16 protein-coding genes and 4 pseudogenes are annotated in these 16,516 nt (G+C 68.4%); 13 read left to right on the forward strand and 7 right to left on the reverse strand.

Annotated elements, in window-relative coordinates:
• Positions 1-14: 14 nt before the first annotated feature.
• The 8 genes and pseudogenes from HK415_RS09735 (at position 15) to HK415_RS09765 (ending at position 6,793) form a co-directional block, all read left to right on the forward strand.
• Positions 15-701, forward strand: coding sequence for a TetR family transcriptional regulator (locus HK415_RS09735; RefSeq protein ID WP_171558530.1), 687 nt, complete (start codon positions 15-17; stop codon positions 699-701).
• A gap of 151 nt (positions 702-852) precedes the next feature.
• Positions 853-1,218: pseudogene (locus HK415_RS24910) on the forward strand (TRAP transporter small permease); the annotation flags it as partial.
• Positions 1,219-1,320: 102 nt separating this feature from the next.
• Positions 1,321-2,601, forward strand: a complete 1,281-nt coding sequence (locus HK415_RS09740) for a TRAP transporter large permease subunit (protein ID WP_253262154.1) — start codon at positions 1,321-1,323, stop codon at positions 2,599-2,601.
• A gap of 94 nt (positions 2,602-2,695) precedes the next feature.
• Positions 2,696-3,637: a TRAP transporter substrate-binding protein gene (locus HK415_RS09745; RefSeq protein ID WP_253262155.1), complete on the forward strand. Its 942-nt coding sequence runs from the start codon at positions 2,696-2,698 to the stop codon at positions 3,635-3,637.
• A 7-nt stretch (positions 3,638-3,644) separates the two neighbouring features.
• Positions 3,645-4,118 (forward strand): type II 3-dehydroquinate dehydratase, encoded by a 474-nt coding sequence (gene aroQ / locus HK415_RS09750; protein ID WP_171558534.1) that lies wholly within the window; start codon positions 3,645-3,647, stop codon positions 4,116-4,118.
• Positions 4,119-4,141: 23 nt separating this feature from the next.
• Positions 4,142-4,975, forward strand: a pseudogene (locus tag HK415_RS09755) (shikimate dehydrogenase family protein).
• 4 nt (positions 4,976-4,979) lie between these two features.
• Entirely contained in the window at positions 4,980-5,891 is a 912-nt protein-coding gene (locus tag HK415_RS09760) for a 4-hydroxyphenylpyruvate dioxygenase (protein WP_171558537.1), read from the forward strand.
• Positions 5,888-6,793 (forward strand): sugar phosphate isomerase/epimerase family protein, encoded by a 906-nt coding sequence (locus tag HK415_RS09765; RefSeq protein WP_171558539.1) that lies wholly within the window; start codon positions 5,888-5,890, stop codon positions 6,791-6,793. Before HK415_RS09760 ends, HK415_RS09765 begins: the two co-directional genes overlap by 4 nt.
• Positions 6,794-6,988: 195 nt before the next feature.
• Here HK415_RS09765 and HK415_RS09770 read toward each other — a convergent pair whose 3' ends face one another.
• Both HK415_RS09770 and HK415_RS09775 read right to left on the reverse strand, forming a co-directional pair.
• Positions 6,989-7,414, reverse strand: a complete 426-nt coding sequence (locus HK415_RS09770) for a type II 3-dehydroquinate dehydratase (RefSeq protein ID WP_171558542.1) — start codon at positions 7,412-7,414, stop codon at positions 6,989-6,991.
• A gap of 17 nt (positions 7,415-7,431) precedes the next feature.
• Positions 7,432-8,442: a TRAP transporter substrate-binding protein gene (locus HK415_RS09775; protein WP_171558544.1), complete on the reverse strand. Its 1,011-nt coding sequence runs from the start codon at positions 8,440-8,442 to the stop codon at positions 7,432-7,434.
• An 85-nt stretch (positions 8,443-8,527) separates the two neighbouring features.
• Between HK415_RS09775 and HK415_RS09780 the strand changes: the two genes are divergently transcribed.
• The gene (locus HK415_RS09780; protein WP_171558547.1) at positions 8,528-9,340 is read left to right on the forward strand and encodes an IclR family transcriptional regulator; all 813 of its coding nucleotides are present in this window, start codon (positions 8,528-8,530) and stop codon (positions 9,338-9,340) included.
• A 93-nt stretch (positions 9,341-9,433) separates the two neighbouring features.
• Here the strand turns inward: HK415_RS09780 and HK415_RS09785 are convergent, their stop codons facing one another.
• Entirely contained in the window at positions 9,434-9,691 is a 258-nt protein-coding gene (locus HK415_RS09785) for a hypothetical protein (protein ID WP_171558550.1), read from the reverse strand.
• 182 nt (positions 9,692-9,873) lie between these two features.
• Positions 9,874-11,375, reverse strand: a pseudogene (locus HK415_RS09790) (gamma-glutamyltransferase family protein).
• Between HK415_RS09790 and HK415_RS26960 the strand changes: the two are divergent.
• Complete coding sequence (locus tag HK415_RS26960) at positions 11,299-11,460, forward strand: hypothetical protein (protein ID WP_373684668.1); 162 nt, start codon at positions 11,299-11,301, stop codon at positions 11,458-11,460. The pseudogene HK415_RS09790 and the gene HK415_RS26960 overlap by 77 nt on opposite strands.
• A gap of 49 nt (positions 11,461-11,509) precedes the next feature.
• On the opposite strand, the pseudogene HK415_RS09795 reads toward HK415_RS26960, so the two are convergent.
• Positions 11,510-12,477 (reverse strand): annotated as a pseudogene (locus HK415_RS09795) (Bug family tripartite tricarboxylate transporter substrate binding protein).
• 81 nt (positions 12,478-12,558) lie between these two features.
• Between HK415_RS09795 and HK415_RS09800 the strand changes: the two are divergent.
• The 3 genes from HK415_RS09800 (at position 12,559) to HK415_RS09810 (ending at position 14,480) form a co-directional block, all read left to right on the forward strand.
• Positions 12,559-13,419 (forward strand): LysR family transcriptional regulator, encoded by an 861-nt coding sequence (locus HK415_RS09800; protein ID WP_171558552.1) that lies wholly within the window; start codon positions 12,559-12,561, stop codon positions 13,417-13,419.
• Between the two features lie 80 nt (positions 13,420-13,499).
• A complete protein-coding gene (nth, locus tag HK415_RS09805; RefSeq protein WP_171558554.1) occupies positions 13,500-14,153 on the forward strand; it encodes an endonuclease III in 654 nt (217 codons plus the stop codon).
• 42 nt (positions 14,154-14,195) lie between these two features.
• Positions 14,196-14,480, forward strand: coding sequence for a hypothetical protein (locus HK415_RS09810; RefSeq protein ID WP_171558556.1), 285 nt, complete (start codon positions 14,196-14,198; stop codon positions 14,478-14,480).
• A 150-nt stretch (positions 14,481-14,630) separates the two neighbouring features.
• On the opposite strand, the gene HK415_RS09815 is transcribed toward HK415_RS09810, so the two are convergent.
• On the reverse strand, positions 14,631-15,068 hold the full coding sequence (locus HK415_RS09815) for a hypothetical protein (RefSeq protein ID WP_171558558.1): 438 nt from the start codon (positions 15,066-15,068) through the stop codon (positions 14,631-14,633).
• Between the two features lie 37 nt (positions 15,069-15,105).
• Positions 15,106-16,512, reverse strand: a complete 1,407-nt coding sequence (locus HK415_RS09820; RefSeq protein WP_171558560.1) for an efflux transporter outer membrane subunit — start codon at positions 16,510-16,512, stop codon at positions 15,106-15,108.
• Positions 16,513-16,516: the final 4 nt, after the last annotated feature.

Genomic DNA, 16,516 nt, shown 5'->3' on the forward strand with positions numbered 1-16,516 from the left:
TCTATACTGCCGCAATGAACGAACTAGTACATTCCGGCTCGCGCTCGGCCAGGGGCGGGCCGAAGGCGCCCGCGCGGGAGCCGAGCCGCACCAACGACCCGGAACGCACCAAGGCCAACATCATGGAAGTGGCCGCGGCGGAGTTCGGCGAGAAGGGGCTGGCGGGGGCGCGCATCGACGAGATCGCGGCGCTGACGCAGACCAGCAAGCGGATGATCTACTACTACTTCGGCAGCAAGGAAGGCCTGTACCTGGCCGTGCTGGAGGAAGCGTACAAGCGCGTGCGCGACGTCGAGTCGGAACTGCACCTGCAGGACCTGGAGCCCGAGCTGGCGCTGCGCCGCCTGGTCGCCTTCACCTTCGACCACCACCTGCAGCACGAGAACTACATCCGCCTGGTGATGAACGAGAACATCAACCGCGGCCAGTTCCTGGCGCAGTCGCAGCGCATCCAGGAACTGAACGTGCCGGCGATCGCGGCGATCCGCAAGCTCTACGAGCGCGGCGTGAAGGCCGGCATCTTCCGGCCGGGCCTGGACCCGGTGGACATCCACGCGTCGATCTCGGCCCTGAGCTTCTTCAACGTCTCCAACCGCCACACCTTCGGGCTGATCTTCAAGATCGACATGAAGTCGGCGGCGTACATCGCCCACCGGCGCGACAACGTGGTGGAGATGATCGTGCGCTTCATGAAGGCGTGAAATCCTGGATCCGGGTTTCCCCGGAGTACGAAACTAACCGGTTCGTACAAAATGCGGCGCCAGGAGAACGCCCTTGTTCCAGACCCTCGTCGACCGCCTTTGCCAGCTGCTGTCCTTCGTGATGGTGCTGTTCCTCGCCGCCATGGTGCTCATGGTGTTCGGCAACGTCGTGCTGCGCTATGGATTCAATAGCGGCATCACCGTGTCGGAAGAGCTTTCCCGCTGGCTGTTCGTCTGGATGACCTTCCTGGGCGCGCTGGTCGCCCTGCGCACCCACGGTCACCTCGGCACCGACAGCCTGGTGTCCCGCCTGCCGGTCAAGGGACGCAAGATCTGCCTGGGCATCACCCACCTGCTGATGCTCTACCTGTGCTGGCTGATGTTCCGCGGCGCCTGGGCGCAGACGGTCATCAACTACGGCACCACCAGCGCGGTGATGGAAGCGTCCATGGCCTGGTTCTATTCCTCCGGCCTGTTCTTCTCCGTGCTCGCCTTCGTCTTCATCCTCAACGAATTCTGGAAGCTGCTCTCCGGCAAGCTCTCCGAATCCGAACTGATCGGCGTGAGCGAGTCCGACGACATGCCGCACGGCAACCCCAGCCCCAGCCCAAGTAAGCCGATGACCATCGCCATCTTCCTCGGTGCCCTGCTCGGCACCATGGCCATCGGCCTGCCGATCGCCTTCGCCCTGCTCGCCACCGGCGTCGCCCTCATGTGGCACATGAACATGTTCGACGCGCAGATCCTGGCGCAGAACGTGATCGAGGGCGCCAACAGCTTCCCGCTGCTGGCCGTGCCCTTCTTCATGCTGGCCGGCGAGATCATGAATGCCGGCGGCCTGTCGCGGCGCATCGTCAACTTCGCGCTGGCGCTGGTGGGCCACGTGCGCGGCGGCCTGGGTTACGTGGCGATCATGGCGGCGGTGATCATGGCCGCCCTGTCCGGCTCCGCGGTGGCCGACGCGGCGGCGCTGGCCGCGCTGCTGCTGCCGATGATGAACCGCGCCGGCTACGACCGCGCGCGCTCGGCCGGCCTGCTGTCGGCCGCCAGCATCATCGCCCCCATCATCCCGCCCAGCATCGGCTTCGTGGTGTTCGGCGTCGCCGCCAACGTGTCGATCTCCAAGCTGTTCATGGCCGGCATCGCGCCCGGCCTGATGCTCGGCGCGGCACTGTGGATCACCTGGTGGTGGCTGGTGCGGAAAGAAAAGATCGAGGCGCCGCCGCGCGCCACCCGCGCCGAGGTGATTGCCGCCGCGCGCGACGCCACGCTGGCCCTGGGCCTGCCGGTGATCGTGGTGGTCGGCCTGAAGTTCGGCGTGTTCACGCCGACCGAGGCGGCGGTGGTGGCGGCGGTGTACGCCCTGTTCATCTCCACCGTCGTCTACCGCGAGCTGAAGCTGTCGCAGCTCTATGGCCTGTTCCAGGCCGCGGCGCAGACCTCCGCGGTGATCATGTTCCTGGTGGCGGCGGCCATGGTGTCGGCCTGGATGCTGACGGTGACCAACCTCACGGCCGAACTGGTGACGCTGCTGCAGCCGCTGATCGAACGGCCGGTGATGCTGATGCTGGCCATCATGCTGATCACCATGCTGGTGGGCACGGCGATGGACATGACGCCCACCATCCTGATCCTCACACCGGTGTTGATGCCGCTGGTCAAGGCCGCGGGCATCGACCCGATCTACTTCGGCGTGCTGTTCATGATCAACAACGCCATCGGCCTCATCACGCCGCCGGTGGGCACGGTGCTCAGCACCGTGGCCGGCGTCGGCAAGGTGAGCATGGACGAGGTGACGCGGGGCGTGTGGCCCTTCATGCTCGCCCAGTTCGCCGTGATGTTCCTGTTCGTTTTCTTCCCGCAGCTGGTGATGGTGCCGGCGCGGTGGTTCTACGGCTGATTCCCAACCCGCTCGACTTAACCCTGGAGACAAGAGCAGGAAAAGACTGTTCGTCACGACGCTGATTGCCGCCGTCGCCCTGTCCGCCTTCGGCCTGGTGCAGGCGCAGACGCGCACGATCAAGTTCGCCAACCAGAACGCCAAGGGCCACCCCATCGTGCTGGGCATGGAGAAGTTCGCCGAGCTGGTGGAGAAGAACTCCGCCGGCCGCCTGAAGGTGCAGGTCTTCCCCGGCGGCGCGCTGGGCAGCGACCAGGCCAACGTGTCGGCCCTGCAGGGCGGCACGCTGGAGATGGCGTCCATGAACTCGGGCATCTTCGCCAGCGTGGTCAAGGACTTCGAGATCTACGACTTCCCCTTCCTGTTCGGCAACCCGAAGGAAGCCGACGCGGTGGTGGACGGCCCCTTCGGCAAGTCGCTGCACGCCAAGCTGGCGGACAAGGGCATGGTCGGCCTCGCCTACTACGAGCTGGGCTTCCGCAACCTCACCAACAGCAAGCGCCCGATCACCAAGGTGGAGGACATCGCCGGTCTGAAGCTGCGCGTGATCCCCAACCCGATCAATGTGGACTGGGTCACCGCCCTGGGCGCCAACCCGACGCCGCTGCCTTTCCCCGAGCTGTACGCCGCGCTGGAGCAGAAGGCGGTGGACGGCCAGGAGAACCCGGTGGCCACCATCCGCGGCGCCAAGCTGTACGAAGTGCAGAAGCACCTGGCGCTGACCAACCACCAGTACAACCCGCAGTCGGTGGTGATCAGCAAGAAGTTCTGGGACACCCTGTCGGACGCCGACAAGAAGGTGCTGCAGGACGCCGCCAACGAATCGTCCACGTACCAGCGCGAGCAGTCCCGCGCGGCGCAGGCCTCGATCCTCGAGGAGCTGAAGAAGAACGGCATGCAGGTCACCGAACTGGCGCCCGCTGAAGTGGCCAAGCTGCGCGACAAGATGAAGCCCGTGATCGCCAAGCACTCGGCCAGCGTCGGCGACGCGACGGTCAAGGCGGTGATGGCCGAACTGGACAAGGTGCGGAAGTAAGCGCCACATGAAGAAGGTCCTCGTCCTCAACGGGCCCAACCTGAACCTGCTGGGCACGCGCGAGCCGGCGCAGTACGGCACCACGACGCTGGCCGACGTGGAAGCGATGTGCCGGCAGGCGGGCGAGCGGCTGGGGTACGAGGTGGAATGCTTCCAGAGCAACTGGGAGGGCGCGCTGATCGACAAGATCCACGAGTACGGCCGCCTGTGGAAACAGGGCGGCGTGCTGGGTTGCGTGTTCAACCCCGGCGCCCTCACCCACACCTCGGTGGCGCTGCACGACGCGATCAAGGGCGTGGACGGCCTGCCGGTGGTGGAGTGCCACATCTCGAACGTGCATGCGCGCGAGGCCTTCCGGCACCACTCCTTCATCTCGCCGGCCGCCGCCGGCATCGTCGTCGGCTTCGGCGTGCAGGGCTACGTGATCGCGCTGGAAGCGCTGGCCCGCACGCAGGACGCGGACAACCCCAGGCTGCGATGAACGCGCGAGTCCCCCGCCCCATGCTGATCAACGGACACACGGAGCTGGTCGCCCACATCGGCTGGCCGACGCACTCCTTCAAGGCGCCGATGATCTACAACCCCTACTTCGAGTCGGTGGGGGTGAACGCGATCGTCGTTCCCATGGGCTGCCGGCCGGAGAACTTCGAGACGGTCTTGCGCGGCGTGTTCGCGCTGGAGAACGTGCGCGGCGCGCTGATCACCATGCCGCACAAGGTGAGCGTGGTGGAGCTGTGCGACGAGGTCACGCCCACCGTCAAGGTGGCGGGCTCTTGCAACGCGGTGAAGCGCCTGCCCGACGGCCGCCTGCAAGGCGACATGTTCGACGGCGAAGGCTTCGTGCGCGGCCTGCAGCGCAAGGGCCTGCAGCTTGCGCGGCGCTCGCGCGCTGGTGGTGGGCAGCGGCGGCGTCGGCTCCGCGATCGCGGCCTCGCTGGCCGCGGCGGGCGTCGGGGCGCTGGCGCTGTTCGACGTGAACGAGGAGATGGCCGACGCGCTGGCCGCGCGCCTCGCGACCCACTACCCGGAGATCCGCGTCAGCACGGGCCGCCGCGACCCGGCGGGCTTCGACCTGGTCGTCAATGCGACGCCGCTGGGCATGAACGCGGGCGATCCGCTGCCCGTGGACGTGTCGCGGCTCGATCCGCGCACCTTCGCCGCCGAGGTGGTGATGAAGACCGAGATGACCGCCTTCCTGCTGGCGCGCGCGCGCGCGGCTGTCCCGTGCAGGTGGGCACCGACATGCTGTTCGAGATGATCCCGGCCTACCTGGAGTTCTTCGGCTTCCCGACCACGACGGCGGAGACCCTGCGCTCGGTGGCACGCCTGGAGTACTGAGACCATGAGCGACCTGCTGCTGCAACCGCAACACGCCCGCGAGCCCCTGCAGGAGGCCTTCAGCGACGCGGCCAACCCGATCGCGCTGGACGGCGTGGAGTTCATCGAATACGCGACCCGGCAGCCGCAGGCCGTGGGCCAGGTGCTGGAGATGATGGGCTTCCGCCCCGTCGCACGGCACCGCTCGCGCGAAGTGCTGCTGTACCGCCAGGGCGGCATCAACATCGTGGTGAACGCGCATCCGCGCGACGCCGAGGGCGCGACCCACGGCGCCGAGACGCCCGCGATCAGCGCCATCGCCCTGCGCGTGCGCGATGCGCGCGCCGCCTACAGGTACGTGCTGGAGCGCGGCGCCTGGGAAGTGCCGACGCATCCCGAGGCCATGGAGCTGAACATCCCCGCCATCCACGGCGTGGGCGGCAGCCGCATCTACTTCGTGGACCGCTACCGCGAGTTCTCGATCTACGACGTGGACTTCGTGCGCATCCCCGGCGTCGACCCGGATCCGCCGGCGGTGGCCGGCATCCATTTCTTCGGCATCGTGCAGTACATCGGCACCGGCCGCAGCTACGACTGGCTGGAGTTCTACCAGGAGCTGTTCGGCATCGAGGTGATCCCCGACGAGCAGCGCTTCGGCATCATGCCCGCGGGCAAGCTGCTGCGCGCACCGGCCCTGCGGCCGGAGAGCCGCTTCATGCTGCAGGTGATCGAGCCCGAGGCCGATTCGCTGGACACCAGCGAGCGGCTGCAGCGCATCGGCCTGGGCGTGCCGGACGTGCTGGCGGCGGTGCGCGCTCTGCGTGCCCTGGGCATGGAGTTCGTGGAAACCGAGGCAGCACACACCGAGCGACGCGGCGCGATCACCCGGACCTACCTGGGCTCCATGGTGTTCGAGCTGGTGCACAGCCAGACATGACCGACCAGCGCAGCCTGCAGCAGGCGATCCGTGCCTTCGGCATGGACACCATCACGCTGGCCGGCCCGCTGGAGGCCAAGCTGGAGGCCATGCAGGAGGCCGGCTTCGGCCAGGTCATGCTCAAGGCCAACGACCTGGTGGGCCATCCGCAGGGCTGGCAGGCCGCGGTGAAGGCGGTGCGGGCCAGCGGCCTGCGCGGCACCGGCTTCCAGGTGCTGCGCGACTTCGAGGGCCTGTCCGGCCACCTGCACCAGTACAAGGTGGACATCGCCAGGACCATGCTGGAGATGTGCGCGGCGCTGGGCTGCGACGTGCTGCTGGCGTGCTCCTCGACCTCCACCCACGCCACCCAGGACCTGGACCACATCGCGCGCGACCTGCGCAAGCTGGCGATGCTGGCCATTCCCTTCGGCATCCGCATCGCCTACGAAGGGCTGTCCTGGGGCCGCACGGTCAACGAATTCACCACCGCCTGGGACGTGGTGTGCCGCGCCGACTGCCCCAACCTGGGCATCGGCATCGACTCCTTCCACATCCTGGCCGCCAAGACGCCGCTGGAGGCGATGGACGAACTCGACCCCAAGCGGATCTTCCTGGTGCAGCTGTCGGACTTCATGTGGCAGGAGACGCGCACCTTCGAGGAACGCATCGCCACGGCGCGCACCTTCCGCGTGTTTCCGGGCGAGGGCGTGCACACGCAGCAGCTGGTGCAGATGGTGCTGAAGCTCGACGCGCTGGGCTACGCGGGCGACTACAGCTTCGAGGTGTTCAACGACGACTACGTGCAGATGCCGCTGCCGATGGTGGCGCAGCGGGCGAGGGATGCGGCCTTGTGGCTGGGGGAGGATGTGCTGCGGCGGGCGCAGCCGCTGCCGAACCAGTTGCGCTTGCGGGCGCGTTGACGCTGGGGTTCGCCTTCCGGCTCACCACCAGCCTACCAAAGCCGCTGCCTTCGTAGGCTGGCGGTGAGCGCGCGCAGCGCCGAACCCCAGCGCTCCCTCACCCCTTCTCCCTCACCCCTTCTCCCTCACCCCTTCTCCCTCACCCCTTCTCCCTCACCCCTTCTCCCTCACCCCTTCTCCCTCACCCCTTCTCCCTCACCAGCGCCACCACCCCCGCAAGGCCACCAGGTACGACTGCTGGCCCAACCCCTGCACCGTCCCCCGCACCGCCGGCGAAATGATGGAATGGCTGCGCCACTCCTCGCGTGCGGCAATGTTCGACATGTGCACCTCCAGCACCGGGAAGGGCATCGCCTTGATCGCATCGTGCAGCGGCACGCCGTGCTGCGTGAGTCCCGCGGGATTCACCAGCGCGCCGGCGGCCGCGTCGATGTTGGCGTGCAGGAAGTCGATCAGCGCGCCTTCGTGGTTGGACTGCAGGATGTCCAGCTCCACCTCCAGCTCGCGCGCCAGCGACTGCAGGCGCTCGTCGATCTGCGCCAGCGTAGTGGTGCCGTAGATGTGCGGTTCGCGCCGGCCGAACAGGTTCAGGTTCGGGCCGTGCAGGACGAGGATTTTCACGGGATGGCCGCTTCGCATCAGAGCTTGGACACGCGTTCCAGTTCGGCCTTGAAGAGGTTCACGACGGCCGGGTCGTAGGCGGAGGAGAACTTGTCGTACACCGGGCGCACCGCGGCCCGCATGCTCTGCAGTTCGGCTGGGGGCACGTCGTTGTAGATCATGCCCTTGGCCTGCAGCTCGCCCAGCGCCTTGCTGGAAACGTCGCGGCTGACCACGCGCTGCCAGTTCTGGGCCTCGATGGCGGCGTCCTGCAGCAGCTTCTGTTCCACGGGCGACAAGCGGTCCCAGAAGCGCTTGCTGATCTGGATCGGATTGGTCGCGTACACGTGGTTGGTGCCACTGACGTACTTCTGCACCTCGTAGAACTTGCTCGAGGCGATCACCGCGAACGGGTTCTCCTGGCCGTCCACGGCCTTGGCCTCGAGAGCCCCGTAAAGCTCGGCGAAGGGCATCGGCAGCGGGTTTGCCTTGAACGTCCTGAAAGTTTCCAGGAACACCGGGTTGGGGATCACGCGCAGCTTCAGCCCTTCCAGGTCGGACCCCTTCGTGATCGGGCGCTTGCTGTTGGTCACGTTGCGAAAGCCCAGGTCGAAGAAGCCCAGGACGATCACGCCCTTCTCGGGCAGCTTCGCGGTGAGTGCCTTGCCCAGGGGGCCGTCGACCATCGCATCGGCTTGCCTGGCATTGGCGAACAGGAACGGAAAGTCCAGCAGGCCGAACTCCTTCACGATGCCATTCAGCGACGTCGTGGAGGCGACGAGCATTTCCTGCACTCCGCCTTGCAGCGCGGCCTGCTGCTGCAGTTCGTTGCCCAGCTGCGAGGAGGGGTACTCCTGCACCTTGATCTTGCCGCCGCTCCTGGCGGCGACGATCTCGGCGAACTTCCGCACGCCCAGGCTCGTCGGGTGATCGGGGTTGTTCAGGTGGCCGAACTTGATCGTGCGCTCCTGCACGTCCTGCGCGCCGACGGCGGCGGCGGCAACAAGCAATGCAAGGCCGGCGAAGCCGCGGCGGGTGGTAGGTGTCACGCGTGTCTCCTGCGATGTAGACGGGAAAGTGCGGCATGATAGGCAGACGGTGGGAACACCGTTCCACACCAGAATTCCGTTTCACATGACGAATTCGGCAGCCGCCCCGACGGGCACCATCGATCGCGCCCTGCGCATCGTGGAGACCCTCGCCTCGCAGCCTGGGGGCATGCCGCTCGCGGCATTGGCCGACGAACTCGAACTTCCGCGCAGTGCCTGCCACCGCCTGCTGTCCGAGCTGCAACGTTGCGGCTACGTGCGCCAGGTACGCGAACACGGCGACTACGCGCTGACCACCAAGCTCGCGTCGGTGGGCCTCGGCTACCTCGGTGCTTCCGGCATCGTCGACATCGCGCAGCCGATCATCGACCGCCTCGCAGAAACCAGCGGCGAACTGGTGCGGCTCGCCTTGGTGGATGGCGACCGCCTCACCTTCGTGGCCAAGGCGCAGGGCGCGCGCTTCGGGTTGCGCTACGACCCCGACATGGGCATCGACGTGCGGCTGTCCTGCAGCGCGGGCGGCCACGCGTGGCTGATGACGCTGAGCGAGGAGCGCGCCACCGAGCTGGTCGCGCGGCAGGGCTTCGGCGAGCCAAAGGCCTACGGGCCGAAGGCGCCGACCACCTTCAAGGCGCTGATGCGCGTGCTGGAGGAGGACCGCAAGCGCGGCTTCAGCGTGATGAGCGAGATGTACGCGCCCGGCATGAGCGCGATGGCGGCACCGGTGCAGCGACGCAACGAAGCGGCCATCGGCGTGATCACCGTGGCCGGGCCGCTGGTGCGCCTGACGCCGCAACGCATGCTGCAGCTCGGCGACGCCGTGCTCGCCGCGGCGGGCGAGCTGGCGCTCGCGAGCACGACCTCGCCGCTGTTCGCGCGGCGCCGCGGCACGCGTTAGCTGGGGTTCGCCTTCGGCTCACCACCAGCCTACAAGGGGAACGCGCGGGCTTCGTAGGCTGGCGGTAAGCGCGCGCAGCGCCGAACCCCAGCGCTAAGCCGCCGGCCAGAGCAGCTCGACGCGCTTCGTGCGCAAGCGGCGCTCCGCGATTTCGCGCAGCAAGGCCTGCTCGGCCCGATCGAAGCGGCTCCCGAGCTTGCGCAGGTCGAGAACGACTTCCCCGTTCGGCCAGCTGCTGCTGTCGACTTCCAGCACCTGCAGAAGCGAAGAGAGTCCTGCCAGCGGCGGGTCGCCGCTCACCAGAACCCGCGTACGGCCTGGCTCGTGGGTGACCGTGACATCCAGATCCATGCACCCACTTTGGACGAGGCGCGGCGGACGCGCTGTCAACTATGCGGGGTGCTGCACCGTGAAACCTCTGTTGCGAAGGCGGCCAGGCGGCTCACGCCTGCTCACGCAATTTCCGGCTAGGTACGGCGGCATAGTTGGCGCCCCGCGGGGAACTCGCGCTCCCGGCAGAGGCACCGAATGGATCAGAAGCCCGCTGCGAGGCCGTCCCGGCGCGAGTCGGAAGCGACCACGTAGCCTTCCTTGCTGGTGTCGCCCATGCGCCAGATGAACTGGCCGGCACCGAAGTCCTGGTAGTTGTCGTTGATGACTTCCATGCGGTGGCCGCGGCTCGTCAGCTCCTGCACGGTGGCCGTGGCCATCTGCTGTTCGACGTTGATCTCCAGGCCGGAGTTGAAGCGCCAGCGCGGCGCGTCGCAGGCGGCCTGCGGGTTCTGGTCGTAGTCGATCATGCGCACCAGGGTCTGCAGGTGGCCCTGCGGCTGCATGTTGCCGCCCATCACGCCGAAGCTCATCACGGGCTGCCCGTCCTTGGTGAGGAAGGCCGGGATGATCGTGTGGAAGGGCCGCTTGCCGGGCGCCACCTGGTTGGCACCGGGCTGCAGGCTGAAGCCGTGGCCGCGGTTCTGCAGGCTGATGCCGAAGCCGGGCTCCACGCAACCCGAGCCGAAGCCCATGTAGTTGCTCTGGATGAAGCTGATCATCATGCCGTTCTCGTCGGCCGCCGTCAGGTAGATGGTGCCGCCCTTGACCGGGTTGCCGGCCTTGAAGTCCTGCGCGCGCTTCATGTCGATCAGCTTGGCGCGACTCGCGAGGTAGGCGTCGTCCAGCATCTGCTCGGTGCTGACTTCCATGGCCGAACGCTCGGCGACGTAGCGGTACACGTCGGCGAATGCGAGCTTCATCGCCTCGATCTGGACGTGCTGCGAGTCCGCGCCATCGAGCTTCATGGAACGCAGGTCGAAGTTCTTCAGGATGCCCAGCGCCATCAGCGCCGCGATGCCCTGCCCGTTGGGCGGGATCTCGTGCAGCGTGTAGCCGCGGTAATCCTTGGCGATCGGCGTCACCCACTCCGGCTTGAAGGCGGCGAAGTCCTGCGCCGTGTGGGCGCCGCCGTTGTCCTTGCTGAAACGCGCGATGGCCTCGGCGATCTCGCCGCCGTAGAAGGCCTGGCCCCTGGTCTCGGCGATCAGGCGCAGCGCGCGGGCGGCCGCCGGGAACCGGAACAGCTCGCCGACGCGGGGCGCGCGGCCCCAGGGCAGGAAGCTTTGCGCGAACCCGGGCAGGTGACCCAGTTCGGGCGTGGCCGCGTCCCACTTCTGTTGCACCACGATCGGCAGCAGGTAGCCGCGCTCGGCGATCTCGATGGCGGGCGCCAGCAGGTCGGCGAAGGGCAGCTTGCCGTAACGCTCGGACAGCGCGACCCAGGTGCCGACGGCGCCGGGCACGCTGACCGAATCGATGCCGCGCTTGGGCGGGGTCTTGGCGTCGGCGCCGTACTTCTTCTGGAAGTAACCGGGCGTCCAGCCCGCGGGTGCGGGGCCCGAGCCGTTGATGCCTTGCGCTGCTGGCCGTCCCACAGGATCGCGAAGGCATCGCTGCCCAGGCCGTTGCTCACCGGCTCGCAGATCGTCATCGCGGCGGCGGCGGCGATCGCCGCATCGACCGCATTGCCGCCCTGCCACAGCATGCGCAGGCCCGCCTGCGCCGCCAGCGGGTGCGAGGTGGAGACCGCGTTGCGCGCGAAGACCGGGATGCGCGTGGTGGGGTAGGGGTTGTGGAAGTCGAAGTTCTTCATGGGAGATCCTGCGGGAGCGCGGTTCAGTTGTCGGCGGTCAGCTTGCGCTCGGTGATGATCTTCTTCCAGCGCGTGCGGTCCTTCTCCAGCATCGCGGCGAACTGCTGTGGCGTGCCGCCCGCGGGCTCGATGCCCAGGCGCGCCAGCCGCTCCCCTTCACTTCCGGGTCCTGCAGGGCCTGGTTGACGGCGGTGTTGATGCGCTGGACCAGGTCCGCGGGCAGGCCCTTGGGGCCGTACATGCCAAACCAGGTCACCGACTCGAAGCCGGGGATGGTGTCGGAGATCGGCGGCAGGTTGGGCAGCAGCGGCGAGCGCTTCAGGCTGGTGATGCCCAGCGCGCGCAGGCGGCCCTGCTGCACGTGCGGCAGGCCGCTGGGCAGCGAGTCGAACAGCACGTCCACCTTCCCGCTGGCCAGGTCGGGAATGGCCAGCGCCGTGCCCTTGTACGGGATGTGCACGAGGAACAGGCCGGCCTGCGCCTTGAAGTATTCGGCCGTGAGGTGCACCACGGTGCCGTTGCCGCTGCTGGCGTAGTTCAGCTTGCCGGGGTTCTTGCGGGCGTAGTCCACCCACTCCTTCACGGTCTTGGCCGGTGCCGTGTTGGGCACCAGCATGATGCTGGGCGCGTCGCCCACGTGCGCGATCGGCGTGAAGTCCGCGACCGCATCGTAGGGCAGCTTGCCGCCGAAGCTCGGGCCGATGCTGTGCGTGCTGCTGGTGGCCAGCAGCAGCGTGTAGCCGTCGGGGCCGGCCTTGGCGACGATGTCGGAGCCGATGCTGCCGCCGGCGCCCGGCTTGTTGTCGACGACGATGGTCTGGCCGAGGCGCTCGCCGAGCTTCTGCGACAGCGCGCGGCCGAAGATGTCCGTGGCGCCGCCCGCCGGGAAGGGAATCACCAGGCGGATCGGCTTGTTCGGGTAGCCCTGGGCGTGGGCGGCGGGGGCCAGCAGCGCCGAGGCGGCCAGCAGGAGGGAGGCGAGCAGCTTCATCCGACCATCATAGGAAGGCCGACAGCAAAGGAAAAGCGAATAGTGCTTTAGGGACGATAAACCTTTGCTTTAGGATAAGGAATGAGCAGCATCCGGCTCCTGAAGACCTTCGCCGCCGTGGCCACGGAAGGATCGTTCGCGGCCGCGGCCTCGCAGGTCGCGCTGACGCAGGCGGCCGTGGGCCAGCAGATGCGCTCGCTGGAGGCCGAGCTGCGCCGGCCGCTGTTCGAGCGGCAGGGCAAGACCGTGGTGCTCAACGACGCGGGCCGCGCGCTGGTGCCGCAGGTGCGGCGCCTGCTCGGACTCTACGAGCAGATGCTGGCGGCGCCCGACGCCGCCGACGCGATGTCCGGCACGGTGCACCTGGGCGCCGTGGTGTCCGCCGTGCGCCCGCTGATCCAGGCCACGCTGGCGCTGAAGGCGCGCCATGCGGCGCTGGACCTCCACGTTTCCGCCGCCAAGTCGATCGAACTGATCGAGCGCGTGCAGGCGGGGGAGCTGGACGCGGCGATCGCGGTGCGCGAACCGGGCGCGCGGCCCGAGCTGGTGTGGACTGCCCTCTACGGCGAGGCCATGGTGCTGCTGGCGCCGCGCAAGCTGGAGGAAAGCAGCGCGCGCGCGATCCTGCAGCACCACCCCTTCATCCGCTTCGATCCTTCGCAGCACACCGGCCGGCTGGTGGAGCGTACGCTCAAGCGCCTGCGCGTGAAGCCCAGCGAGTTCCTCGAACTCAATGCGCTGGAGAGCATCGTCGAACTGGTGCGATCGGGGCTGGGCGTGGCGGTGGTGCCGCTGCTGCGCGACGCGCGCTGGGCCGGCGACGCGAAGCTGCGGGTGATCGAGATCCCGCGGGCGGAGGAGCGGCAGATCGCGCTGGTGCAGCGGCGGGATTCTGCGAAGGGAGTGGTGATCCAGGCGGTGGCGGGCGAGTTTCTCTCGTAGGCTGGGGTGAGCCCGCAGGCGAACCCCAGCGCTTCGCGCATCGCTGGGGTTCCTGCGTCACCCCAGCCTACACTTTCACCATGAAAGCCGCCGACATCGAGCCCTTCTTCGCCACCCTGCAGGCCGCCAACCCCATGCCGACCAGCGAGCTCGAATACAGCACCGTGTTCGAGCTGCTGGCGGCGGTGCTGCTGTCCGCGCAGGCCACCGACGCGGGCGTGAAAGGCGAGGCGACGCGCCGGCTGTTCCACGTGGCCAACACGCCGCAGGCGATCCTGGCGCTGGGGCAGGAGGGGCTGGAGGAATACATCAAGACCATCGGCCTCTATCGCATGAAGGCCAAGCATCTGCTGGAGACCTGCCGCATCCTGGTGGAGAAACACGGCGGCAAGGTGCCGCGCGAGCGTGAGGCGCTGGAGGCACTGCCCGGCGTCGGGCGCAAGACGGCCAACGTGGTGCTCAACGTGGCCTTCGGCGAGGAAGCGATGGCGGTGGACACGCACATCTTCCGCGTCAGCAACCGCACCGGCCTGGCGCCGGGCAAGACGCCGCTGGAAGTGGAGGAGCGGCTGATGCAGCGCGTGCCCAAGGCCTACCTGCAGGACGCGCACCACTGGCTGATCCTGCACGGGCGCTACGTCTGCGTGGCGCGCCTGCCGAAATGCTGGCAATGCGCGGTGGCGCGCTGGTGCGACTACCAGCCCAAGACGCCGCCGCCGGCGCTCAAAACCTGAGCGGCGCGGCCGATGTCACAATGGATCGAACGAGGAAACGCGATGGACCAGGACCAGGAAATCAGGGAGACGCTCGACGTCCACCGGCAAAGCATCCAGGGGTTGGTGGACAACCAGCTGATGCTGGCCGCGCAGGTGCACGTGCTGCAGGCCGCGCTGGCCACCATGCTGCTGCACCACAACGACCGGGCCACCCTGCTGCGCACCTTCAAGGGCTACATGAAGATCTCCAAGGAGTCGACGCCGCAGCTGGCGCGGCACATGGAGGCACTGGAAGGCGGGATGCTGGCGCTGCTCGGGCAGGACACCGAGCCGGAGAAGAAGTAGCGCTGCGCGCATCGCTGGGGTTCCTGCGTCACCCCAGCCTACGAAGCCAGCCTCCTGTAGGCTGGCGGTGAGCCGACGGGCGATCGAGCGCCGCTGCGGCGCGTAGTCTCAGGAGAAGGCGATCAGCCGAACCTGAGGAACCCCAGCTCGCTACGCCGACCAGTCCCCGAACACGAACCTGAACACGCGCGGCTTCGCTTCGCCGTTGCGCGTCATCTGCAGCTGCATTTCCTTCGGCCTCGGCTGGATGGCGATGAACTTCAGGATGCCGGCGCGGTGCCGGCCGCCCGCCTTCTCGCCTTCCCAGGCCAGCGGCTTGATGCGGCGGCCGTCGGCCACCAGCACCACGCTGTCCAGCACCTCGTCGTCGAGGCGCCGGCCCTGCGAATCGAAGGCCACCGCGAAGTCCCAGATGCTCGCGTCCTCGCCCAGGTTGCCCGGCGTCACGGCCACGGTCACGCCCTGCACCACGCTCTTCTGCGTGACGCTCGGCCAGGCGGCCACGCCCACCGAGATGAGGACCGCGAGGATCAGCGCGAACTTGCCGTTGCCCATGGCGGGAAGGTACTCCCGCACGCTGACGGCCATTTGACGCGCGTCAAATGCCCCCGCGCACGTGAGGGGCCTAGAGCCCGCGCCAGCCGCCGCCGAGCGCCTGGATGAGCGCCACCGCCGCCAGCTGCCGGTCGATCTGCGCCTGCACCAGCGCACGGCGCGCCGCGGCCGCGTTCTGCTGGGCCGTGATCACTTCGGTGTAACCGACCTGCCCCGCCTGGTAGCGGTTCAGCACCTGCTGCTCCACCAGGTCCGAAGCGCGGCTCGCCTGCTGCCGGAAGGCCTGCTGCTCCTGCAGCACGCGCAGCGCGACCAGCTGGTCCTCGACGTCCTGGAAGGCGGTCAGCGCGGTCTGGCGGTAGCGCGCGGCAGCTTCGTCCAGCGCGGCACGCGACTGGTCCACGCGCGCGCTGGTGGCGCCGGCGTCGAAGATCATCTGCGCCACCGAGCTGCCCAGCGCCCACACCAGGCTGGACGCGCTGAACAGCTCGCCGATGCTGGCGGCGCTGAGTCCCAGCGAGCCGGTCAGGCTGAAGCTGGGGAAGAAGCCGGCGCGCTGGATGCCGATCTGGTGGTTCGCCTGCGCGACGCGCCGTTCCGCCGCGGCGATGTCCGGGCGGCGCTGCAGCAGCGTGCTGGGCACCTCCGGCGGAATCGAGGGCACGCGCACGTTCCACTTCGGATCGGCCGGGATGCTCAGGTTGGCCGGCGCCTTGCCCACCAGCACCGCGATCGCGTGCTCGAAGGTCGCGCGCTGCCGCTCCAGCGCCAGCAGGTCGGCCTGGCTGTTGGCGAGCTGGCTCTCGGCCTGCAGCACGTCGGTGCGCGCCACCACGCCCGCCTCGTAGCGGTTGCGCGTGATCTGCAGGCTGCGCTGGTAGCCGGCCAGCGTCTCGGACTGCAGGCCGCGCAACACGTCCGCCTCGCGCAGGCCGAAGTAGTTGAGGGCCAGCTCGCCCTGAGCGGCCAGCCGCGCCGCCGCCACGTCGGCCAGCGCGATCTGCTCGCCGGCGCGGGCGCTGTCCACCGCATTGCGCAGCCGGCCGAACACGTCCGGCTCCCAGCTCGCGCCGATGTTCACGGCGTAGGTGCGGCGCGTGGGCGTGTCGCCGCCGCCGCCGGTGACCCGCTGCGACTGGTCCAGGTCCACGCGCGGGAACAGGCTGGCGCGCTGCTCGCGCGTGAGCGCCCTCGCCTGCGCATAGGCGGCGACGGCGGCGGCCACGTTCTGGTTGGAGACCTCCACCTGCGATACCAGCGAATTCAGCACCGGGTCGTCGAACAGTTCCCACCAGGGGCCGCGCTCCAGCGTGTCGCCCGGCGCCGCCGCCACCCAGGCGCCGCGCCCTTCCTTGAAGGCCACGGGCGTGTCCACCGCCGGCACGTCGTACCTGGGCGCGAGGTTCGCGCAGCCGGAAAGCACCAGGGCCGCCAGCAGCGCGGACAGGAGGGGACGCGGAAGGGGACGCAGTTTCATTCGG

The organism is Ramlibacter montanisoli (assembly GCF_013087525.1).
GTDB classification, from domain to species: domain Bacteria; phylum Pseudomonadota; class Gammaproteobacteria; order Burkholderiales; family Burkholderiaceae_C; genus Ramlibacter; species Ramlibacter montanisoli.